General features: G+C 69.6%; 16 protein-coding genes and 1 pseudogene. 7 read left to right on the plus strand and 10 right to left on the minus strand.

Going from position 1 to position 21638, the window contains the following annotated elements:
• Positions 1-10 precede the first annotated feature (10 nt).
• Both ABZW18_RS08190 and ppgK read left to right on the plus strand, forming a co-directional pair.
• Positions 11-1042, plus strand: coding sequence for a 4-hydroxy-3-methylbut-2-enyl diphosphate reductase (locus tag ABZW18_RS08190; protein WP_356183806.1), 1032 nt, complete (start codon positions 11-13; stop codon positions 1040-1042).
• Positions 1043-1072: 30 nt separating this feature from the next.
• Entirely contained in the window at positions 1073-1924 is an 852-nt protein-coding gene (gene ppgK / locus ABZW18_RS08195) for a polyphosphate--glucose phosphotransferase (RefSeq protein WP_356183809.1), read from the plus strand.
• A gap of 125 nt (positions 1925-2049) precedes the next feature.
• Here the strand turns inward: ppgK and ABZW18_RS08200 are convergent, their stop codons facing one another.
• A complete protein-coding gene (locus ABZW18_RS08200) occupies positions 2050-2634 on the minus strand; it encodes a DUF6542 domain-containing protein (protein ID WP_356183811.1) in 585 nt (194 codons plus the stop codon).
• Between the two features lie 215 nt (positions 2635-2849).
• Here ABZW18_RS08200 and ychF point away from each other — a divergent pair, with 215 nt between their 5' ends.
• Together ychF and ABZW18_RS08210 are read left to right on the plus strand one after the other, a co-directional pair.
• Positions 2850-3938 (plus strand): redox-regulated ATPase YchF, encoded by a 1089-nt coding sequence (gene ychF / locus ABZW18_RS08205; RefSeq protein WP_356183814.1) that lies wholly within the window; start codon positions 2850-2852, stop codon positions 3936-3938.
• Between the two features lie 104 nt (positions 3939-4042).
• Positions 4043-4147: pseudogene (locus tag ABZW18_RS08210) on the plus strand (type II toxin-antitoxin system prevent-host-death family antitoxin); the annotation flags it as partial.
• Between the two features lie 102 nt (positions 4148-4249).
• Here the strand turns inward: ABZW18_RS08210 and ABZW18_RS08215 are convergent.
• The 8 genes from ABZW18_RS08215 to ABZW18_RS08250 all read right to left on the minus strand — a co-directional run bounded on the left by ABZW18_RS08215 (position 4250) and on the right by ABZW18_RS08250 (position 15151).
• A complete protein-coding gene (locus tag ABZW18_RS08215; protein ID WP_356183817.1) occupies positions 4250-6130 on the minus strand; it encodes a DUF2075 domain-containing protein in 1881 nt (626 codons plus the stop codon).
• Positions 6131-6240: 110 nt separating this feature from the next.
• Positions 6241-8298 carry a DUF2075 domain-containing protein gene (locus ABZW18_RS08220; RefSeq protein ID WP_356183820.1) on the minus strand — a complete coding sequence of 686 codons (2058 nt, stop codon included), beginning with the start codon at positions 8296-8298 and terminating at the stop codon, positions 6241-6243.
• A 163-nt stretch (positions 8299-8461) separates the two neighbouring features.
• Entirely contained in the window at positions 8462-8590 is a 129-nt protein-coding gene (locus ABZW18_RS08225; protein ID WP_356183822.1) for a DUF6408 family protein, read from the minus strand.
• Between the two features lie 819 nt (positions 8591-9409).
• Positions 9410-10081: a dihydrofolate reductase family protein gene (locus ABZW18_RS08230; RefSeq protein ID WP_356183825.1), complete on the minus strand. Its 672-nt coding sequence runs from the start codon at positions 10079-10081 to the stop codon at positions 9410-9412.
• Between the two features lie 188 nt (positions 10082-10269).
• Positions 10270-11004 carry a carbonic anhydrase gene (locus ABZW18_RS08235; protein WP_356183828.1) on the minus strand — a complete coding sequence of 245 codons (735 nt, stop codon included), beginning with the start codon at positions 11002-11004 and terminating at the stop codon, positions 10270-10272.
• A gap of 324 nt (positions 11005-11328) precedes the next feature.
• Positions 11329-11664, minus strand: coding sequence for a DUF4326 domain-containing protein (locus tag ABZW18_RS08240; protein WP_356183830.1), 336 nt, complete (start codon positions 11662-11664; stop codon positions 11329-11331).
• A 301-nt stretch (positions 11665-11965) separates the two neighbouring features.
• Complete coding sequence (locus ABZW18_RS08245) at positions 11966-13306, minus strand: NAD(P)-binding protein (protein ID WP_356183833.1); 1341 nt, start codon at positions 13304-13306, stop codon at positions 11966-11968.
• A 255-nt stretch (positions 13307-13561) separates the two neighbouring features.
• The gene (locus tag ABZW18_RS08250; RefSeq protein ID WP_356183835.1) at positions 13562-15151 is read right to left on the minus strand and encodes an amino acid permease; all 1590 of its coding nucleotides are present in this window, start codon (positions 15149-15151) and stop codon (positions 13562-13564) included.
• A 598-nt stretch (positions 15152-15749) separates the two neighbouring features.
• Between ABZW18_RS08250 and ABZW18_RS08255 the strand changes: the two genes are divergently transcribed.
• The gene (locus ABZW18_RS08255) at positions 15750-16982 is read left to right on the plus strand and encodes a helix-turn-helix domain-containing protein (RefSeq protein ID WP_356183837.1); all 1233 of its coding nucleotides are present in this window, start codon (positions 15750-15752) and stop codon (positions 16980-16982) included.
• 229 nt (positions 16983-17211) lie between these two features.
• Positions 17212-19749, plus strand: coding sequence for a SpoIIE family protein phosphatase (locus tag ABZW18_RS08260; protein WP_356183840.1), 2538 nt, complete (start codon positions 17212-17214; stop codon positions 19747-19749).
• A gap of 30 nt (positions 19750-19779) precedes the next feature.
• On the opposite strand, the gene ABZW18_RS08265 is transcribed toward ABZW18_RS08260, so the two are convergent.
• Positions 19780-20076: a hypothetical protein gene (locus ABZW18_RS08265; protein WP_356183966.1), complete on the minus strand. Its 297-nt coding sequence runs from the start codon at positions 20074-20076 to the stop codon at positions 19780-19782.
• A gap of 283 nt (positions 20077-20359) precedes the next feature.
• Between ABZW18_RS08265 and ABZW18_RS08270 the strand changes: the two genes are divergently transcribed.
• On the plus strand, positions 20360-21541 hold the full coding sequence (locus ABZW18_RS08270) for an alpha/beta hydrolase (RefSeq protein WP_356183842.1): 1182 nt from the start codon (positions 20360-20362) through the stop codon (positions 21539-21541).
• Positions 21542-21638: the final 97 nt, after the last annotated feature.

Here is a 21638-nt window from a genome sequence, read left to right on the forward strand (position 1 = left end):
GATGGTGGGCATGACTGCTACGACCTCCCGCCCGTCGCCCGCCACCACCCCGGGTGGAGACGCTGCGCGTCGCAGTGACAAGCGTGTCCTGCTCGCCGCCCCCCGTGGCTACTGCGCAGGCGTGGACCGAGCCGTGATCGCCGTCGAGAAGGCTTTGGAGCAGTACGGCGCACCGGTCTATGTGCGCAAGGAAATCGTCCACAACAAGTACGTCGTGCGGACCCTGGAGAAGAAGGGCGCGATCTTCGTCGAGGAGACGGAGGAGGTGCCCGAGGGCTCCATCGTGATCTTCTCGGCGCACGGTGTCGCCCCGGTCGTCCACGAGGAGGCCGCCGAGCGCAAGCTCGCGACCATCGACGCCACCTGCCCGCTGGTCACCAAAGTCCACAAAGAAGCCGTCCGCTTCGCGCAGGACGACTACGACATCCTCCTGATCGGCCACGACGGCCATGAGGAGGTCATCGGCACGAGCGGTGAGGCCCCCGACCACATCACACTGGTCGACGGTCCGGACGACGTGAAGAACGTCGAGGTTCGCGATGAGTCCAAGGTCGTCTGGCTGTCCCAGACGACCTTGTCGGTCGACGAGACGATGGAGACCGTGGACGCGCTCAAGGAGCGCTTCCCGCAGCTGATCAGCCCGCCGAGCGACGACATCTGCTACGCGACCCAGAACCGGCAGATCGCGGTGAAGCAGATGGGCGCCGAGGCCGAGCTGGTGATCGTCGTCGGCTCCAAGAACTCCTCCAACTCCGTCCGCCTGGTCGAGGTGGCCCTGGGTGCGGGCGCGAAGGACGCGCATCTGATCGACTTCGCCGAGGAGGCCGACGAGGCCTGGCTGGAGGGTGTCACCACGGTCGGTGTGACCTCGGGCGCCTCGGTCCCGGAGATCCTCGTGCAGGGCGTTCTGGACTGGCTCGCGGAGCGCGGCTACGCCGATGTCGAGGTCGTCACGGCCGCCGAGGAGAGCATCACCTTCTCGCTGCCCAAGGAGCTCCGTCGCGACCTGCGCGCCGAGGCCGCCGCGACTGCCGAGAAGTGACGCCAGGACACTGCCCGTAGCGTTGTTCTCATGCAGCGACACATTTTTGGTGTGGACATCGGCGGCTCGGGCATCAAGGGGGCCCCGGTCGACCTCCACCGGGGCGAGCCGGCCGAGGAGCGGCACAAGGTGCTCACCCCGCATCCGGCGACGCCGGACGCGGTGGCCGACGCCGTCAAGGAGGTCGTGGGCCACTTCGGCTGGTCGGGCCCGGTGGGTGTGACGTACCCCGGTGTGGTCACCGACGGTACGACCCGTACGGCCGCCAACGTGGACGCCGGCTGGGTGGACCGGGACGCCCGCCGGATGCTGAGCGAGCGGCTGGACCTGCCCGTGACCGTGCTCAACGATGCGGACGCCGCCGGGATCGCGGAAATGTCGTTCGGGGCGGGCCGGGGCCGTGGCGGCACGGTCATCCTGCTGACCCTGGGTACGGGCATCGGCAGCGCGATCTTCACGGACGGGCGACTCGTCCCCAACACCGAGCTCGGACATCTCGAACTGCACGGCCACGAAGCCGAGAAGCGCGCCTCCACCAAGGCCAAGGACGACGAACAGCTGAGCTGGCACCACTGGGCGCGGCGGGTGGAGAAGTACCTGGCCCATCTGGAGATGCTGTTCTCGCCGGAGCTGTTCATCATCGGCGGCGGGGTGAGCCGCAAGGCGGACAAGTTCCTGCCGCTGATCGAGGGCATCAGGGCCGAGATTGCGCCGGCGGCGCTCCAGAACAACGCGGGCATCGTGGGCGCGGCGATGGCGGCGTTCGGGCAGCAGGGGAGGGAGTCGGGCCAGGTGGGCGGTTTGACGGACCGCTCCGGGCAGTCGGACCGCTCCGGGCAGTCGCGCTCCGGGCAGTCGGAGCGCTCCGAGCAGTCCCACTGATCCGAGCCGCCGGGAGCCGCAGGGCCGGCCGAGCATCGAGCTGTCGGAGCCGCAGAGCGGTCGGGGCGGTCCGCGCGGTCCGGCTAGGTACAGCCGGGGCGACCAGGCACGTTCGGGGCGGCCGGCTAGGCGCGTTCGGGCTGGGGGCGCTCGGCGGGAGGCTGCTGGCCCCCGGGCGGGTCCTGCTGTGCGCGCCGGGCGGCCCCGGACCCCAGCTGCACCACCTTGCGGGCGCCGACCACCAGGCCCGCCGTCAGCGTCCCCCCGTACAGCCAGCCCGCCTGGAGCGCGAGCTGGGTGAACATCGCCATCACCTGGCTGCCGAAACCCCCCGAGCCGGCGGTGAGCGGCAGCAGCCCGGCGGCGAACGCGATCGGACCGCTGATCGGCGCGCTGAGCAGGTCCATCGACCGTACCCACAGGCCGCACAGCGCGCAGACCAGCAGGAACAGCAGGCCGTAGAAGACGGCGGAAGCGTCGAGGAGCAGCCGGTCGAGGGTGCCCACGGCGAGCATGGTCAGGACGGCGAACAGCCCGCAGCCGAGCCCGGTGAGCCGTGGGCCGGACACTCGCTGGATCTGCTGGAGCCGTTTCAGCGCGGCCAGGACCCGAGGGGCCGATCGCGGGGGCGTGGCGCGATAGACGGTGGTCGATTCCCGGCGGGGCCGGTGGGGTCCGTTCCGGGGGGTGTGCATGCTGGGTTGCTCCACCTGACCAACGTAGATCGCCCGGGGCGGCGAACCAGGTGTGGGACACGCGGTTGCGACCGGCTTGTCGCATTGTTCGGCCGATGGCCGGGTAGCGACGGGTGTCGCGCCCCTCGTACGTCCACGGGCGTGGGTCCGGGGAGCCGCCCCGTAGACTGGTTCACCGGCCCTGCCCGGGCCGGTCCCACTGATCTTCATCGCTTACGGGAAGTCGCCACGTGTCGCTCACGATCGGAATCGTCGGCCTGCCGAATGTCGGCAAGTCGACCCTGTTCAACGCCCTGACCAAGAACGACGTGCTGGCGGCCAACTACCCGTTCGCCACCATCGAGCCCCACGTCGGCGTCGTCGGCCTCCCCGACCCGCGCCTGGACAAGCTGGCCGAGATCTTCGGCTCCGAGCGCAGGCTTCCGGCCACCGTCGACTTCGTCGACATCGCGGGCATCGTGCGGGGCGCGTCCGAGGGCGAGGGCCTGGGCAACAAGTTCCTCGCGAACATCCGCGAGTCCGACGCGATCTGCCAGGTCATCCGCGCGTTCCAGGACGAGAACGTCGTCCACGTCGACGGCAAGGTCTCCCCCAAGGGCGACATCGAGACGATCAACACCGAGCTGATCCTCGCCGACCTCCAGTCCGTAGAGAAGGCCATCCCGCGCCTGACCAAGGAGTCCCGCCTCCAGAAGGACAAGGTCGCGGTCCTCGCCGCGGTCGAAGCGGCGCAGAAGATCCTCGAAGAGGGCCGCACCCTCTTCTCCGCGGGCATCAGCAAGGGCACCGAGCAGGGCACCCTCCTTCACGAGCTGCACCTGCTCACCACCAAGCCGTTCCTCTATGTCTTCAACGTCGACGAGGACGAGCTGGTGGACGAGGCATTCAAGGACGAGCAGCGGGGCCTGGTCGCCCCGGCCGAGGCGATCTTCCTCAACGCGAAGATCGAGTCCGAGCTGATCGAGCTGGCCGACGACGAGGCGCTGGAACTCCTCCAGGCCATGGGCCAGGAGGAGCCGGGCCTCACCACCCTCGCGCGCGTGGGCTTCGAGACCCTCGGCCTCCAGACCTACCTGACGGCCGGTCCCAAGGAGGCTCGCGCCTGGACGATCAAGAAGGGCGCGACGGCCCCGGAGGCGGCCGGTGTGATCCACACCGACTTCCAGAAGGGGTTCATCAAGGCCGAGATCGTCTCGTTCGGGGAACTGGTCGAGTGCGGCTCGATCCCGGAGGCCCGCGCGAAGGGCAAGGCCCGTATGGAGGGCAAGGACTACGTGATGCAGGACGGCGACGTGGTGGAGTTCCGCTTCAACGTGTGAACGGGTGAAATAACACCACGTTGGCGGCCTGGCAAACATGCAGGTCAGATGGGGTCGACTCTTCCGGGAGTCGGCCCCTCGCTGTAGGGTCCGCCGCATCCGGGGTCAACGACGATCACGAGGCAATCGAGATCGTCTCCAAGCACGGCAACGCCGTGCTCATCTCGGCCGAGGACTACGCGGCGCTGCGCGAGGGCTCGCACCTGTTGCGCTTGCTGGTCTCGTACCGGGGCGGTGTCGGGAGGTCTGCGCCACCCTCGGGTCTGCCCCTAGCGGGCTCGGCGTTCCGTGCCAGACGATGGTGAAGTGGATCACACGGCAGCGAGGCTCGAAGTCGCGCCGGTCAGCTCACGCAGCTTTTCGCGTGTCTCGGCATCGGTCGAGTACACCACCGTGCCGATCATTCCCCGCGTCAACAGCACCTTGTACGTGTTGCGAATCAGCCGGTCCACATCCGCGTCCGGAGCCGACTTCTTGAAGACCGGGTCCCTGGACGCCGTACGGTCGGTGACCCAGCGATCGCCGCGCCACACCAGGTCGGGGCCGATGATGACGCCACTCCAGTCGTACTCGAAGCCCTGCGCCGTGTACACGCAGCCCACTTGACCGAAACCGGCCGGATCGGTTGCCCACAGGGCGGCCGGAGGCGCGCCCCCGATGGCCCGGTCACCGAAGACGTTCCATGGGCGTTCCCACTCCCCGACGATGACATCTGCGGGCAGCGCCTGCCCGGGTGGGACCTTCTTCGTCCACTTCCAGCAGTAGCCCGCGGACATGCGCGCGCTGTATTTCTGTGAGCGGCGGTCGTCGAGGAACCCCTCCATCTCCTGCGGACCGTCCGAGACCATGAGCTGCATCTTGTCGTCGGGCTCCCATACCACAGGGCCACCCGGCTCAAGCCCCAACAGCCGTACCACCCACCGCAGATACGCATCGCTGCCACCGCACCGAAACTGGCTGTCCAGCGTCACCACCTGGCAGCGGAGCCCCTTCTTCGCAGCGGCCGCCTTGATCGCGGCGACCGTACCCATCTCGCCGGGCCGAACGACCTGATGCTCGTCCAGCAGGAATACCGGGACGCGCGCCGCGTCGATGAGTTCCTCGATCTGGGCTTTGCCGGTGCGGTTCGATGCCGGCGTGTAGCGGTTCGCCGATGTCTCCCGTATGCGGTGAGCTTCGTCACAGATCAGGACATCGAGACTGTTGCGCTCGGCGGTCATGAAGCTGTTGAAGTATTTGAAGAGATCCTGGACCTCACGCTTCCGAGCGCCCGCGACCTTTCTCATCGTCGTCGTGAACGAGCTGGAGCCCGTCGCGTGTAGCGCGGTGGTGCCCTGCCGGTACAGCTCACCGAGGAGCGACAGCGCGATGACGCTCTTGCCGGTGCCGGGCCCGCCGGTGACGACCACGACCTCCTTGTTGTCGGACTGCTTGGCACGGCGGACGGCATTGAGGACCGTGCGGTACGCGATCTGCTGCTCGTCCAGCAATACGAACTGCTCGCGTTCACGGACCTCTTGGGCGGCCACTGCCATGAGCTGCTTGGATGGTCCGATCTTCCCGTTGACGAGCTCGTCCGCGGCCGAAGCACCGGACTCGGCCCCCAGCTTCGCACGCAGAAAGTCGATGAACTCCCCGCGCCGCGCACCGATGAAGAGTTGACCGTACCGGTCTTGCTCGGCTTCGAATAGCCCGCTGACGCCGAACTCGGTGGCATTGTGCAGATACGCGGCGCCGCTGATGCGCTCCGGGTGCCCGGCCAGTGCTCCGTTGAAGGAGATGAGGTACTGGCAGTAGCCGCGCACCTGGTCGACGGGGTTGAGCACTGCCCGGGCGTATGCGTCGATGCGGCACAGCGATGGATCGTCGTCGTCCGGTTCGGCGCTGCTCCACTGCTTCAGCTCCACGACGACGTACGACGGCAGGCCGGTCTCGGGGTGCACCCCGGCCAGCACGGCATCGGCCCGCTTGCTGTTCAGCGGCAGCCCGTACTCCAGGAGTATCTCAACCTGCCCGAGCCCTGCCTCGTTGAGCACGCTCGCGAGTACGGGGATGCTCCGCTCCCACGAGCGGACCTCGGACGAACCAGGCTTGTGACCGTGCACGTGCACGAACTGCTCCGTCAGGCGGAGAAAGAGAGCACCGGAGAGACACTCGGCGGCGACCGCGGCGGCGGAGTCGCGGAACAGCAAGGGATGCCCCCAGGCAGCACGAAGGAACTCGTGCGGGTGGGGGCATGTCCTTGGTGACTCCGCCAGGCGGAGCGGAAGCCCGGCGGGCCGCAGCTACTACGGGATCAAGGCTACCTGTGACGTCTGCTGTAGGCGGGGGGCAGCTGTGATCCTTCAGCGGTGAGCCTCGGCTGGGCGCCGTCGTAGTGCTGCATGCCGATGGCGCCTGTGATGAGCCTGCGGAGTTCGTTGTGGGTTGCCGGGTCAACCGCGTAGACCACGGTGCCGACGACACCGCGGGTGAGGAGCACGTGGTAGGCGTTACGGATACACCGGTCGACGATCGCGTCGTCGACCGGGCCACGGAAGGCAGGATCGCGGGAAGCGGTCCGGTCCACCGTGAACTTCCCGTTACGGAACAGCAGGTCGGGGCCAATGATGACGCCGTTCCAGTCGTACTCGAAGGTCTGCGCCGTGTAGACGCAGCCGATCTGCCCGATTCCGCGGCGATCGGTCGACCACAGATCCGACTTCGGAGCGTTCGGCACACTGTGCTGCGGCTTCACATTCCACGGTCGGCGCCACTCCCCGATGTGCACGTCGTCGACGAGTTGTTCCCCGTCCGGGTTGCTCCACGGCCAGCAGAAGCCCGCGGTGACGCGTGCCGTGGCTCCCTCGAGGCCACGTTCTTGGATGAACTGCTCCATCTGCTCGGGGGAGTCGGCGACCGTGAGCGTCATCCGCCCGTCCGGTCGCCAGGTCACTGGATCAGAGGCATCCAGCCCCAGCAGCTGCTGGACCCAGTGCTGGTACCGCTTGCTGCCGCCCGCCCGGAACGTTCCCTCCAGATCTGTCACTTCGACCAGACAACCGCTGCCCTCGGCGAGCTCCTTGAGATAGCCGGCAGTGCCCACCTCGTCCGGGCGGATCGACTGGTGGTCGTCGAGCAGGAAGATCGGCACTTTGGCGGCCCTGATCAACTCAGTCGCCTGCGGCCGGTCGTCGTCCCGGAGTTCTTTCGGCGTCCAGCGGTATGTCGAGCTGCGCCGCATGCGGTGCGCCTCGTCGCAGATCAGGACATCGATGCTGTCCGGCGGTGTGTCGGTGAAGCTGTTGAAGTACTGGTACAGCCTGCGAGCCGCGTTGCGCTTGTTCGACATCTGGCCGTGGCGTGCCGTACTGAGCATGATCTCGCGCAGAGTCTCCGTGTACGCGTGGGATCCGCTGGCCAGTACGGCCTCGCGGCCCTTGAGCCCGAGCGCACGCTGCAACTCCAGGGCCACGGCGCTCTTCCCGCTGCCAGGGCCGCCCCGCAGGATGTAAACGCGTTTGCGGGCTGGATCGAGGGCAGGGCTGTGGGCGGTGTCGGCGTCGTAGAACAGTCCGACGTTGAAGCTGGTGAGGGGCGCGGTCTTTTCCAAGTGTCGGGTGATCCGGTCGACCGCGACGTACTGCTCGTCGAGGAGCGTGAGGCCGCCGCCGGTGACGGACCGCTGCCGCGCCACGTCGGTGACCTTGAGCAACGGGTCGCGGCGAGCCTGCTTCAGTGCGTGTGCGGCTCGTTTCCCGGACGCGGGGGCGAACCTTGAGGTGAGGACTCGCCGGAACCGATCCAGGTCGTCAAGCGTGTAGAGAAAACCGTGGTCGGTCTCGGGCAGATCGAACAGCGCCTCCACATCCGCGTCCCGCGCGTTGTGGAGCAGCGCCACCCCCATCAACCGATCGTCGATCTCCCGAAGATGGGGGAGGTAGCGCACCATGTACTCGCAGTAGCGCTGGACCTGCCGCACCGGATGCAACTTGTTCTTCCCGTCGCCGAACCCGAGGTTGACGGCAATCGGACACCGGGGATCGACCGTGGCATGCCGTACCTGCTTCAGCTCCACTGCGAGGTACGAGTCGGTTCTCGTGCCAGGATGCTGGCCACACAGCACTAGGTCGACTGCGGAATTAGTGTGTGGCAGGTCGACCTCGACCTGCACCTCCACTTCGTCGAGACCGCAGTCCAGTAGAGCCTTGACCACTATGGGGATGCTGTTGTTCCAGGAGGCGACATCGCCCTGATCGGCCGAGCGTCCCTTGCTGTCGGAATGCTCTTTGATCAGCTGCTCGGTGAGCGGAAGACGAGCCGATCCGGCCCGGGCAACGATGAGTTGACCGAGCTCGGCTGCGGACAGTTGCAGGAGCACGAAGGTTCCCCAGGCACGAAATGACTCGTGCGGGTGGGGGCATGTCCTTCGTGGCTCCACCGAAGCAGAGCGGAAGCCCGTCGGGCCGCAATGACGATCCGTAGATTAACCCGGGCTGTGGCGGGATGAGGGCGGGCCCCGGAGACCCGCCCCGCCGCCCGGCTCAGCCGAGGCGGTGCACCACGGCCTGCGCCAGCGCCCACATCAGGTTCGAGCCGAGGCTCGCCGTGATGCCCACCAGGACATCACGGACCCAAACGCGGTGCTGGGGCGTGTACTCGACGGCAGCCATAGAAATGCGTCCCCTTCGGTTGTGACCGGTGACGGATGCCGGATGGCTCCCGCCGGGAGCGCACCATGGGGCTGCGTCACCGAACCGAAAGGGCCTACGTGTCCGCAGGCTATGTCGCGTAATTCCTCCGGGGAGGACACGCGGTGCAGGCTTACGCTAGCTGACGACTGGGCTCCCTGGTCAAGGAGTTAATGCTGAGGAAGCCCCGTCAGACGGCGACGGACAGGTTGGGTCAGCACCTCACCCGTTCCCTCGCGGTCGAGCAGTAGAGCTGCGACCGTCGCCGCCGCAGCGTTCAGGCGGTACGGGTGCTCGGACGACCCCGCCGGCGCGGCCGTGGCCGGTTGGTTCTGATCCATTTCTGTCGCAGGTGCGGCAGGTCATCGAGGATTGAACCCGCGAGCGCCGCATCGCCGCTGTCCTGCATGGGGCGGCCAAGGGGACGTGTGAGCTGCATGGTGCTGGGATAACACTCCCGTGCTGGGAGCGTGCTGGGACGGCCTTCGCAAGAACCGCATCTTCGCAGGTGGGAGTTCTGTGTTCGATGTCCCCTCAACGTCTGATCTGTCCGACGAAAGGCCGTCTGACCTGCGGTGGAGCGGGGCGGGCGGCCTGTGCGGTCCGCACAGAGTCCGCAGCGTTCTGGATGAGTCCGGCGCGGCGGGGGTGATCCTCAGGCCGCACCGGCGGCCGTATCGCCCAGCTGAGCCTCGGCTGCCTCGCGCTGCAGCCCGATACCCGCCCCGCCACGGCCGACGATCGGGGCGGCTGGGCAGTTCATGCCGTTGGGCTGCCCAGAGGCCTCGCCCGAGCGGTGCGTTATGTCGATCTGGTCTCGTCGACGATCTTGACCTCTCGCGCCTTCTCCGGGTAGTTGTCCAGCGCGAACGATCCATAGCTGGGCCTGCCCGCCCGTTCGTACGTGCAGTACACGACCCCGGTGCTGGTCGGCCGTGCGCCGGTGAGCTTGAACGCGGCGGGCGCGGTCCCCTCGGCGAAGAGCCGCTTGCCGGTGCCGAGTGCCACCGGCTCGATCAGCAGCCGGTACTCGTCGACCAGATCGTGCTGCTGCAGGGTCCTGATGAGGTTGCCGCTGCCCTGGACGTTGATCTCGCCGACGGAGCGCTTCTTGAGCTCGGCGACGGCTTCGGCGGCGTCACCTTGGAGCAGATGCGAGTTGTTCCACTCCACCTTGTCCAGGGTTCGCGAGGCCACGTACTTGGGCATGGCGTTGAGCTTCGTGGCCACCGGGTCGTTCTCGTCGGTGATGTGCGGCCAGTGGGCGGCGAAGATTTCATAGGTCTTGCGCCCCAGCAGCAGGGACTCCATTCCGGCGAACTGCTCGACCATGATGGGGCCCATGTCCTCGCCGAAGTAGGGGACCGACCAGCCGCCGTGCTCGAAGCCATCCTCGGTGTCCTCGTCCGGTCCACCGGGGGCCTGCATGACGCCGTCCAGGGACACGAACGTCGATACGACCAGCTTGCTCATCTTCTTCTCCTCTCGAGGAGGTGGCGGAAGGGCATGCACCTGGTCGGACTCGCTGGCGCGGAAAACTCATCGTTCCTTCCCAGGTCAGCGTCTCACGGCCTCGTCGGCGGGGCATGCGTGAGGAGGAGCTGCAGGTAGTCGCGTTCATCCTCACCGCCCTGCCGACGCAGGCCCTCTCGTCCGACTGGTCAGGACGGCGCGCCGGCCAGGACTTCCACCTTGCCGGTGTCGAGCGAGTAGTAGGCGCCGACCACGGCGAGGGCGCCCTTTCTCACGAGTGGGGCCAGGTCCCGGTTGGAGCGCAGGCCGTCCGAGACCAGCTTGACCTGGGCGCGGGCCATGGTCTCGACCGGGTGGGCACCGCCTTCCCGGACTGCCCGCTGGTACGCGGGCCGCAGAGCCTTGGCGATCGCCTCCAGGTTGCCGGGCAGCGGTTTGCCGTCACGGATGGACTTGTACGCGGCCTCGACGGCGCCGCAACGCTGATGCCCGAGGACCACGATGAGCGGAGTGCCACTCGTCATGGGCCCGTACTCCACGGAACCCGTGACCACCGGGCCGACCGCCTCCCCGCCCGTGCGCATCACGTAAAGGTCACCCAGCCCGGTGTCGAAGAGGAGTTCAGGCGGCACCCGGGAGTCGATGCACGAGAGGATCGCCCCGAAGGGTTTCTGCTTCTGGGCCACGAACTGGCGCCGGTTCGGATCCCGGTCGGGATGGCGAAGGTCTCCGCTCACCCAGCGCTTGTTGCCGTCCATCAGTCTCGCGAATGCCGCGGCGGGAGTGACCGGCTGCGCTTTCGGCGAAGCGCTGGGCGCCGGCGGGGCGGCGCTCGTCGATGAGCACCCCGCAACCGCGACCGTGCCGACCGCAAGTCCGCCGGCGAGCAGATCTCTGCGATTCGGATGTCCGGCTCTGTCCATCGGTCGTTCCCCTCAGTCCGCTGAGACGCATCCGTATGTCTTGACCAGGGCGATTGTTCAGCGCGGTGTGGGAGCCCGACGGCAGGCGCCAGCGCGCGTGGGCCGCTTTGCCGCAGACGGCCCACAGAACCGGCTCGGGCGGCGGCTTGAGCGCCTGATGTGCGAGACGGGCCCGCAAAGCGTGAGCCCGGGCCACGGGATGGTCAGTGCCGGAACCAACCCCTGTGTCCCAGCGTCCGTACCCCGCCCCGTCTCCCGTAGGTGCTGATGGTGCAGGCGACAGCCGACACCGCCGGTGAGATCGACTGGTACTTCACCGGTTCCTCACCCACCGGATGAGCCACTCCATGAGCGCGGATGGTCCGCGAGTTCCGCGATCACCTGGGCGTGGCACGGCTCGGGGGCGCACCAGCAGCCGAGTCTGCTGCCGCGCAGCCCGGGGAGGAGCGCGAGGAGGTCCGGGCGGTCCAGCAGGTATGCGCGGTACTTCTCGACGACCTCCTCGCGGGTGCCGTCCGGGCCGGGGCGGTACGGGCTGGCCAGTGGGGAGCCGTCGAGATGCCAGCCGCCCCGGTGCATGGCGCGTCCGACGTAGACCACATCCGCGTAGGCCGGGTCGTCGCGGTGGCCTTTGAGATTGACGACCGTGGTCCTGGACATGCCGTGATCCTCCGGTCTCAGTCCGTGCCCGGCTGTGCGAAGACCGCGCACGCCGTGGGGGCGTGCACCAACACCTTGCCGTCGGTGGCACCCACCGCTCGTGCCTCGGCGGTCGCCGTCGTACGGGTCATGTGGATGACGGTACCCACGCAGCGCGGGGCATCGGCGAACACCGGGCGGACGGTCGGCGGCGTTGTACCCGCTGCGGATCCTGCCGCGCGACCGTACGGGGGCAGCACGGCGGGGGCGCTGCGCGGCCGGTGACGCACTGCTGCGGAGTCGCTGACGCACCGCTCCGGAGTCAGCGTCCGCCCGTGGGCCGCTGCGGTCCCAGGACGGGGTTCCCTTCCTGTTCGTGGTCGCCCCGGTCCGCTTCGTGGTCGCACCGGTCCGCGTGCGGCCAGGGCGAGAAGCGTCCGTCCGCGTGTTCCACCAGGAGCCGCTTGCCGTGTGCCAGCACGCCGATCGGCCGCAGCCCGCACAGACTCGCGCTGGTGTAGGCGGCGCTCAGGCTGTTGAGGTCGTGGACCAGGCCGATCTTGAACAGGGACCGGGTCTCCGCGATGGCCTCGTGGTCGCCTGCCCGCATGACCACGCGCAGTTCGGGCGCGACTGCCAGCGCGGCCACGGACACCGCGATGTTGTCCAGGTCGTCCGAGGCGACGGCGGCCATCGCCTTCGCCTTGTGGAGGCCGAGCTTCCGCAGTACGAACCTGTCCTGCGCGTCGGCGACGACCACCGGCACGCCGAGTGCCCTGGCCAACCGGAGCTTGGGGGCCGCCGGGTCCCGTTCCACGGCGACCACTCCGATGCCCAGGGCCTGCAGCTGGGTGCAGAGCCGCAGACCCACCTGTCCGAGCCCGACGACGATCACGTGGTCCGCACGGGGAAGCGTCCGGGACCCCACGATGCCGACCGAGCGCGGGGCCAGCAGACGGTCGACCATGCCGGCGGTGAAGACAGCGGTGAAGACGAGGGTGAGCAGCATCGCGATGACGGAGAACACGAGGTATCCGGTGTCCGGGCCGTGCACGGACGCGGGGCCGACGGTGGACACCGTCCGCGTCGCCTCGAACAGCGCCTCGACCGGAGGACGGTGATGGAGCGTCACCAGCCAGGCCCAGTCCGACAGCAGCACCCCGAGCAGCCCGGCGAGGCCCGTCAGCATGATCCGCGAACTGCCGTCGTGCGGCCGCAGTTGACCCCGGATCCTCCCCATCCACGCCCGGAACCTCATGGAGCGCCGCGGCCGGTACGGAGCGAGGCGAACGCCGCCTTCCTCCCAGCGCGCGGCGACATGGCCGGAGGACGTACGGGTGAGCGCCAGCAGCTCCGGCTCGACACACGCGGCGAGGAAGGTCGGCGCGACGACATCGGCCGGAGAGGTGACCCGGCAGTTCGGGACCACGCGTACGAGCTGCTCGGCGACCGTACGGTCGAAGATCGTCACCACCAGCGGGACGTGCGGGCGGATGTGCTCGACCGCGAGCGCGTAGCGCAGCGACTCGACGTCGCCGAGCAGGATCGCGACGCCGGCCACCTCCCGGTCCAGCGCCCGGCGCAGATCCTCGTCCGTGGGCTGCGTCAGATGGCGTACGGCGTGACCGGCCGACTGGAGCGAACCGCAGACCCGGCGTGCCATGTCGCTCCCGATCACGACGAAGTACCGCCCCGGTGCCCCGCCCCGGACGGGCGGGGCACCCGCGGCAGCCGGCTCGCTAAGCGCGCCGCCGCGCGGCGGATCAGAGACTGAAGCAGCAGTCATCGGACCGATAGGGATCGCAGGCCAGGCACCGCAGGTCCCGGCACCCGCGGCAGCGGATCAGCGGATGCCCGCAGTGACAGCCGTGACCGGCTGCGGCGGGGGAGGGGCGCGCGGGCACCCGGTCGGGGGCGCTCACCGCTCGTCCCCCTGGTCTCCGGTGTCGGGGGCTGAGGCCGCACCCGCTGTGGAGGCGGTTCCCCCGGCGGGCCCGGGATCACTGCCGCCGAGGACCGCGCCGACCGGCTTCTCTCCCACCGGCACCTCTTCGGTCGGTTCCGCCCCGGCCAGTCCCAGCTTGGAGTGCCGGTAGCCGTAGAGGCCGTAGACGGCGAGCCCGATCAGGAACCAGGCCAGGAACCGCAGCCAGGTCAGCGGCTGAAGCTGTGCGACGAGCCACAGCGAGAACCCGATGCCCACGATGGGGACGAACGGCATTCCGGGGCAGCGGAAGCTGCGCGGGAGGTGCGGAGAGCGGTACCGGAGGATGATCACCGCGACCGAGACCACCACGAAGGCCAACAGGATGCCGATATTGGTGAGTTCGGCGACCTCCTGGATCGGCATGAGACCGGCCAGGGCCGCCGACACGACGCCGATGAACCAGGTGGGCCGGTGCGGCACCTCGGTACGCGGATGCACCTTCGCGAACCAACCGGGAAGCAGACCGTCCCTGCTGATCGCGAACCAGATGCGGGACGCGCCGAGCATGAAGGAGAACAGCACCGTGAGGATCCCGACAATCGCGCCGACCGCGATGATGTCCGCGAAGCCGGGCAGGCCGACCGCTGCGAAGGCCGAGGAGAAGGCGCTCTCCGAGTCGATCGTGTCGTAGCGCTGCATACCCGTCAGCACGGTGCAGGCGAGCAGGTAGAGCGCCATGGCGATGCCCAGCGAGAGCAGGATCGCCTTCGGCAGATTGCGCTGCGCGTCCTTCGACTCCTCCGCCGCCGTGCTCATCGCGTCATAGCCGAAGACCGCGAAGAACACGGTCGCCGCTCCGGTGACCACACCACCGAACCCGTACGGCAGGAACGGGGTGAGGTTGCCGGACTTCACATAGAACGCGCCCACCACGATGACCGCGATGACAATGGCGATCTTGACGAACACCAGGATGGTCTCGATCCGCGCGCTGGTCTTCATCCCGCGGTTGAGCAGCCAGGCGATCAGCAGGCACAGCAGCGCGGCGAACAGGTCGATCCGGTGCCCCGACCCGGTGCCCGGAGCGCCGAGCATCCACACCGGCAGATCGAGGCCCAGGCCCTGGAGGAGGAAGGAGAAGTAGCCGGAGATGCCGATGGCCACCACGGCGACGATCGCCGTGTACTCCAGCAGCAGGTCCCAGCCGATCAGCCAGGCGACGACCTCACCGAGGACGGCATAGCTGTAGGTGTACGCGGATCCGGAGCGCGGGATGAGCCCGGCGAATTCGGCGTACGCGAGCGCCGCGGTGGCGCTGGCGATGCCGGCGATGATGAACGACAGGCTCACGGCGGGACCCGCTGTCCCGTTGGAGACCGTCCCGGCGAGGGAGAAGATCCCCGCGCCGATGATGGCACCGAGCCCGATCGCGGTGAGCTGCCAGAGACCGAGCGTGCGCTTCAGACCCGAGGATTCACCCCCGCCGGGTCCGCCGGGTCCGCCGGGTCCGCCGGGCCCGCCCGAGATCGGCTGGCGGCGGAAGATGCCGGTACGGGGACCGGCTCTGCCTGTGGTGCTCATGGGTCACTCCCATCGGATGGTGGTGCGAGCGTCCCGCTCGCGACCGCCGCGGCCCGGGTGTGCCGGGGCCGCGTCCCGCGGCCGTTCTCACCCCGTGGTGGGGGTACCGGTGTCGGAAGGGGGACGAAGATCTTCCTTGCCGGCCCTGGGACCGGCCCGGCGGGGCAGGTTGTGCTCCCGCCGGGCTCGTCACTGGTGCACGAGGCCCTTCCACTGCCCTCCGGACGGCTTGTTGCCCGACGGTGGTGGCGATTGCGCCCCCGGACGGGGCATCAGGGGCGTCCGCAGCCGGCCCGGCAGGACCGGGACCACCATGAACGCCGTGCCCCGTACGCGTAGTACACAGAAGGAAGGTAGGAGCGCGGCACGGGCCGGACCCATCGACAGGTGCCACACGTTCCGGCCGCGTATTGCGACAGATGCTCAAAGTCGGCCGGGCGGGGCGGTGGGTATCGTTCCTCATGAGTTCCCGGTGGGCATGACCGGCCGCGACTGATGGCGACCGGCTGCGACTGACGGCGACCCGTTGCGTTCGGCCGCGACCGGCGCGGGGCTCGGCCGCTCCGCCCGACGCCGGGCCGTAAGGGATCGAAACGCTATGAGGCCCGAGTTCCAGGACATCGTCGACGAGGTCTCGCGGCTGCTCGGGGCACCCGCGATCCTCGAGGAGCGCAGCCTGGCCCTGATCGCCTTCTGCGCGCACGACCGCGAGATCGACAGCGTGCGGGAGCGGTCCATCCTGCAACGGCAGTCCACTCCCGAGATCCGGGAACGGTTCGAGAGTTTCGGCATCAGCACCGCCACCGGCCCCGTCCGCATACCGGCGGACCCGCGGTCCCGGGTGATGGCACGGCTGTGCCTCCCCGTCCGCTGGCAGGGAGTGACCTACGGATACCTGTGGCTGCTCGACGACGGGCGGGAGATCGGTGAGGACCGGCTGCCGCGCGCGATGTCGCTCGCCGCGCGGGCGGGCGCGCTGATGGCCACGGAGCTGCGCTCGCGGGAGGACCTCGGATACAAGCTTCGCGACCTGATCTCCGTCTCCTCGGACATCCGGGAGCAGGCCGCCATGGAGATCAGCGACCTGGGGTACGTCCCGCGAGGGGTCCCGGTAGCCGCCGCGGTCCTGCGGTACCGGGCCGCCGAACGGGAACCCTGGAACAGCCGGCCGGACGGCGACAGCCCGCAGGAGCCGCACAGCCGGGAGGCCCTGGCGACGAATCTGTGGCGGCTGCCGAGCAATGTGCTCGCCCACCTCGGCCCCGACCACACCGTCCTGCTGGTCCCGCTGGACGACCCGGACGACCTCTCTCCCGCCCGCGCCGTCGTGCGCCGCGTGTGGGAGCTGGACGCCGAAGCGCCCGGCCCGCGCGGCGGGCGGCCCCGGTCCGTACTGCTCGCGGGTCTGGGCGATCCCCGGCCCGATCTGGGACAGGCCCACGCGAGCTGGCAGGAGGCCCGGCTCGCCACCCGGATCGGCGAGTTCCTGCCGAACCTCGAGCCGGTGGTGGAGTGGGGGCGGCTCGGCGTCTACCGGCTGCTCGCGCGCATCCCGCAGAACGAGCTGCGCGACTCGACGCTCGACCCGGCCGTACGCCGCCTGTTCGACTGCGGCGACCCCGAGCTGATCCGCACCGTCGAGGTCTACCTGGACGAGGCCGGCAACGCACAGCGGTCCGCCGCGGAGCTGGCGGTGCACCGGCAGACGCTCTACTACCGGCTCCACAAGGTGGAGCAGATCACCGGGCTGAGCCTGTCGGCGGGCGACGACCGGCTGGTCCTCCACCTCGGGCTGAAGATGGGACACCTCTTCGGGCTGCTGCCGGTCTGATGCCCTGAGCCCGGCCCGGCAACCGGGGCGGTCACCGACCGTCCGGGTGCCGGGATCCGGCGCGACAGGGGGACCCGGTTTCGGCTGAAATCCGTTGCACTGGCCACGGATCCGGACGGCGCCCACGGCCCGCAGGCCGCTCCCTGACGGCCCGCCGCGCCGTTCACCCTCCCTTGGCACATGCTGGTGATACGACGAGTGTGCCGGCGTCCGTACCTGGAGGACGCAGATGGGTGAGGAAGCCCCGGGCCCGGACGGAATGCCCCGGTCCGGTGACCGAGCCGGGAGCGGGTGGGGTACGGAGGACGAGTGCGCCATACCCTCCCGCCTCGCCCCGGTCCTGGTGGAAGCCGTACGGGCCGGCGGTGGCTACGGCGGCGGTATCTATCTGCGCTCGCGCGACCGTCGAACGCTCGTGCTGTCCCTCGTCGCCGGGCTGCCCCGCTCCGTGGTGAGGTCCTGGTGGCGGGTCCCGGTCAGCGGCGCTCTCCCGGCCCCCGAGGCGTACCGGACGGAGCACCGTATCCGGCTCTCCGACGAGGGCGAGACCATGCGCCGGTACCCGCAGATGGCGGCCGGCCTGCCCTATCCGTTCGCCTCCGCCTACCTCCCCCTCACGGTGAACGAGGAGGTGGTGGGCGTTGTCATGATGATGCGGTCCACCTCGGGCGGCAGGGGAGGGGAACCGGTCGAGCAGGCATGGGTGGACGCCGCCGCCGAGGCGATGGATGCCTCCGTCACGGGCCTCGATCTGAACAGCCGCACCATCGAGTACGACGGCGAGCCCGTCAGCGTACGGGTGCCCGCGGCCGAGGGGATCGGGGCGCGGGTGGGCCTCATCGAGTGGAACCTCGGCACCGGCGAGTACTCCGCCGATGCCGAGGCCTGCGCGATCCTCGGCACCGACCCGGAGAACTCCGTCGGCACGATCGCCGGCCTCGAGAGCCGTATCTCCCCCGAGGACGTCCACGAGCTGCGGGAGGTTCGGCAGGAGGCGGAGAGCGTCGGCTGGGTCCGCGCCCGCAGATTCCGGGTGCTCGACACACTCCCCGACGGCGAGGTCACCCACCGGCCGGTCGAGCTGTTGGGCCGCGTCGTCGCGAGGCCCCCGTCCTCGGATACGGCGCCCCAGGTATTGATGGGAGCCGTCGTGGACCTGGGCCCCGGGGCCACAGCGGCCGAGGCGGCCGAGCGCCTCCCCGACGGGGTCTTCTCCCTCGACCAGGACGGCCGGGTCACCTACGCCAACCACCGCTGCGAGCAGCTGCTGGGCTACGGACGGGAGGAACTGCTCGGCCGTTACCCGTGGGAGGTGCTGACCTGGCTGTCGGACCCCAGTTACGAGGACCGCTACCGGGCGGCGATGCTGTCGCAGGAATCCACGTCGTTCCTGGTACGGCACCCCGGCGGCGTATGGCTCGCTTTCATCCTCTACCCCGATGTGCGCGGGCTGACCGGCCGGGTCTTCCCCACAAGCGTGCCGGAGGAGCACGACGAGTCGGCCACGGGCGGGCAGTTCCGGCCGCATGCCGCCCCCACCGGGACCGGGCTGGTCTCCCCCACCCGCGCAGGCGCCCTCTACCACGTGGTCCAGATGGCCAGCGTGCTCACCGAGGCGGTGACCGTACGGGAGGTCTGCGAGGCCGTCGCCGAACAGCTGCTGCCCGCGTTCGGCGCCCAGGAGCTCGCCCTCTACGTGGTCCGGGACCGGCGCATGCACCTGATGTGGGAATCCGGCTACCCGGAGGGCTTTCTCGATCGGTTCGAAGGCGTGTCGCTCGACGCGCACCTGCCCGGTGTCGAGGCCCTGACCTCGGGCATTCCCATCTTCTTCGAATCGGCCCGCCACCTCGCGGCGGCCTACCCAGGCATCGCCATGGACCGTATGCAGGCCTGGGCCTTCCTGCCGCTCATCGCCTCCAGTCATCCGGTCGGCTCCTGCATCATCGGCTACGACACACCGCACACCTTCACCGCCGACGAGCGCGCCGCGATGACCGCCCTCGGCGGCCTGGTCGCCCAGGCCCTGGAACGCGCCCGGCTCTACGACGCGGAGTTCACCCTCGCCCGAGGACTGCAGGACGCCCTCCTGCCGCACCGGCTGCCCCCGGTCGCGGGCCTGCGGACCGCCGGCCGCTACCTCCCGGGCACCCAGGGCATGGAAATCGGCGGCGACTGGTACGACGTGATCGTGAGCAGCCGCGGAGTCGCGCTCGTCATCGGCGACGTCGAAGGCCACAACGTCGCCGCCGCCGCGGTGATGGGTCAGCTGCGCAGCGCCGTCAACGCCCTCGCCACCAGCGACAGCACCCCCGAGGAGGTCCTCCGCAGGACCAACCGGCTGCTCGCCTACCTCGACGCGGGCGTCTTCGCGACCTGCTGCTACATCGAACTCGACCCGAGGACGGGCCGGGGTCTGGCCGTACGGGCCGGGCACCCGCCGCCACTGGTCCGCCGCGCAGACGGGAGCACCGAAATGCTGAACGTGGTCGGCGGCACCCTGCTCGGCGTCGACCCCGACGCCGTGTACCCGGTGACACAGATATGGCTGGAGCGCGGCGCCGTGCTGGCGCTCTACACCGACGGGCTCGTCGAGCAGCCGGGCCACGACATCGAGGCGGGAGTCGATGCAGTGCGCGTCAGCCTCGCCGATTCGGAGCCGGAGGAGCTGGAGATCATGGCCGACCGGCTCGTACAGCAGGCGCGGCGGGCCACGGACCGGCCCGATGACGTGGCGCTGCTGCTCACCGTCTACGACGGCAGGTGACCACGTCGGACGGGGCGGGGGCGGCCGGCCTCAGCGCCGGCCGCCCATCAGCTCCCCGAGTCCGGTATGCAGATCGTCCAGATTCATCACGGGCTGGACCTGGACCTCGGCCCCGAACTCCATGAAGAAGGTCTCGGTGACAGCCGGCAGCTGCGAGGACCTCTCCATGTCGAACACGATGAAGACGCTCCGCTCACCCTTGTCGGAGAAGAAGTAGGCCGCTTCCGGCCGGAGGGCCTCGAGCGCCGACATCAGCGTCCTCTCCATCGTGCCGTTCCTGATCGCCCGGTTTCCCGTCTCCGTCGCTATCCGGGCCCTCAGGAGCATGCGCACGGAACTCACCTCTCCCGGCGGACCGGGACAGGCGCTCCGTCGCGCTCGGAGGTCCCGATCACGCGTCTCACCTCCAGCGTCCTCCCGTGTGATCGGTGCCGCAACGGCCGCCGCCGGCTGCGTCCGCTCCCCGCTGCCCTGTCGCCCCACCGTCCCTCTCCAGGTCAGCCGCGCGTGTCGGGCCGCTGCGCCGATCGGAGCAGTCCGCGTGGTGGCCCTGGTCAGGACGGGAAGTGTGGGCCCGACGGGCCCCCGCGGCCCGGGCGAGGAGGCGGCCATGGCGCTGCGGCGAAGCGTCGGGCGGTGGCTGATCGTCGCGGTGCTGCTCCTGCTCGCCGCGCTGGAAACGCTGCTGCTCGTGCTGGTGTTCGTGCCCCTGCCCCGCCGGCCGCTGCTGGCGGCCGCCTCCGTACTGGCCGGATCGTGGAGCACCGCAGTGCTGGCCGCCGCCGCGCTGCCGGGCTTCCTGCTCGTACGGGCCGTCTGGCACAGCCGGGCGCGTTGGGCGGCCTGGATCGCGCTGGTCACCTCGGCCGCGGCGCTGCTGAGCGCCTTCGCCCCGTATGCCGCGGCCTGGCGGACCGCGTACGACCACGGCGAAGGGCTGGCCCTGGCGGACCAGTTCGCCGGGTCGAACTACGCACTCGAGCCCGACCGCGACCGCAGCCTGGTCTACGCGCGCGTGGGCAGGCACCGGCTGAAAATGGACGTCTGGCTGCCGCCGGGAAGCGCGCCGCGCACACCGCGCCCGGCGGTCGTATGGGTGCACGGCGGCGGCTGGGAGTCCGGTCACCGCAGCCAGACCCCACGCTGGAACGAGTGGCTCAACGACCGCGGTTACGCCGTCTTCGACATCGAGTACCGGCTCGCGCCGCGGGCCACCCAGCTCCAGCAGATCAGCGATGTGAAGTGCGCGATCGGCTGGGTGCGCGGGCACGCCGCGGAGTACGCCGTCGACCCCGACCGGATCGTCCTCGCCGGCACCTCGGCAGGCGCCAACCTCGCGCTCTCCGCCGCGTATACGGCCCGGGACGACCGGCCGAGGGCGTCCTGCCCCGCCTCCCGGGACGCCTCCGTACGGGCCGTGGTGTCGTTCTACGGGCCCACCGACATGGCCGGGATGATCGCCGGCCAGGAGAACCCGGGGGACCCGGCGGTCCGCCGCTTCATGGGCGGTTCCTACCGATCGGCATCCGACAGCTTCCGGCTGGGCTCGCCCGCGCAGCTCGTACGGGCCGATGTGCCGCCGACGCTGCTGCTGCACGGCAGCCACGACCGGATCGTGCCGGTGGAGCAGGCGCGCGAGCTGGACAAGCGGCTGACCGCGGCCGGGGCGGTGCACGAGTACGTCGAGATTCCCTGGGCGGACCATGCCTTCGACTACAACTGGGGCAACTGGGGCACGCAGATCGCCAGGCCCGTGCTGGCGCGTTTCCTACGGTCTCATCTGCACTCTTGACCAAGATCACAACTTCAGGTGAAACTCTGGCCTGCGCTTGCAGTCGACCACCCTCGGTTGCCAGGGTGTTGCAGAATGTCAACCTTGGGAGGGGCAC

The sequence above is a fragment of the Streptomyces sp. NPDC004647 genome, assembly GCF_040609575.1.
GTDB lineage: Bacteria > Actinomycetota > Actinomycetes > Streptomycetales > Streptomycetaceae > Streptomyces.

Bases quoted from the DNA above. Each gene is read 5' to 3' on its own strand.
- ABZW18_RS08190 (WP_356183806.1), top strand. From the start codon at position 11: ATGACTGCTACGACCTCCCGCCCGTCGCCCGCCACCACCCCGGGTGGA.
- ppgK (WP_356183809.1), top strand. From the start codon at position 1,073: ATGCAGCGACACATTTTTGGTGTGGACATCGGCGGCTCGGGCATCAAG.
- ABZW18_RS08225 (WP_356183822.1), bottom strand. From the start codon at position 8,590: ATGGCTGCCGTCGAGTACACGCCCCAGCACCGCGTTTGGGTCCGTGAT.
- ABZW18_RS08230 (WP_356183825.1), bottom strand. From the start codon at position 10,081: ATGAGCAAGCTGGTCGTATCGACGTTCGTGTCCCTGGACGGCGTCATG.
- ABZW18_RS08235 (WP_356183828.1), bottom strand. From the start codon at position 11,004: ATGGACAGAGCCGGACATCCGAATCGCAGAGATCTGCTCGCCGGCGGA.
- ABZW18_RS08240 (WP_356183830.1), bottom strand. From the start codon at position 11,664: ATGTCCAGGACCACGGTCGTCAATCTCAAAGGCCACCGCGACGACCCG.
- ABZW18_RS08245 (WP_356183833.1), bottom strand. From the start codon at position 13,306: ATGGCACGCCGGGTCTGCGGTTCGCTCCAGTCGGCCGGTCACGCCGTA.
- ABZW18_RS08250 (WP_356183835.1), bottom strand. From the start codon at position 15,151: ATGAGCACCACAGGCAGAGCCGGTCCCCGTACCGGCATCTTCCGCCGC.
- ABZW18_RS08255 (WP_356183837.1), top strand. From the start codon at position 15,750: ATGAGGCCCGAGTTCCAGGACATCGTCGACGAGGTCTCGCGGCTGCTC.
- ABZW18_RS08260 (WP_356183840.1), top strand. From the start codon at position 17,212: ATGGGTGAGGAAGCCCCGGGCCCGGACGGAATGCCCCGGTCCGGTGAC.
- ABZW18_RS08265 (WP_356183966.1), bottom strand. From the start codon at position 20,076: ATGCTCCTGAGGGCCCGGATAGCGACGGAGACGGGAAACCGGGCGATC.
- ABZW18_RS08270 (WP_356183842.1), top strand. From the start codon at position 20,360: ATGGCGCTGCGGCGAAGCGTCGGGCGGTGGCTGATCGTCGCGGTGCTG.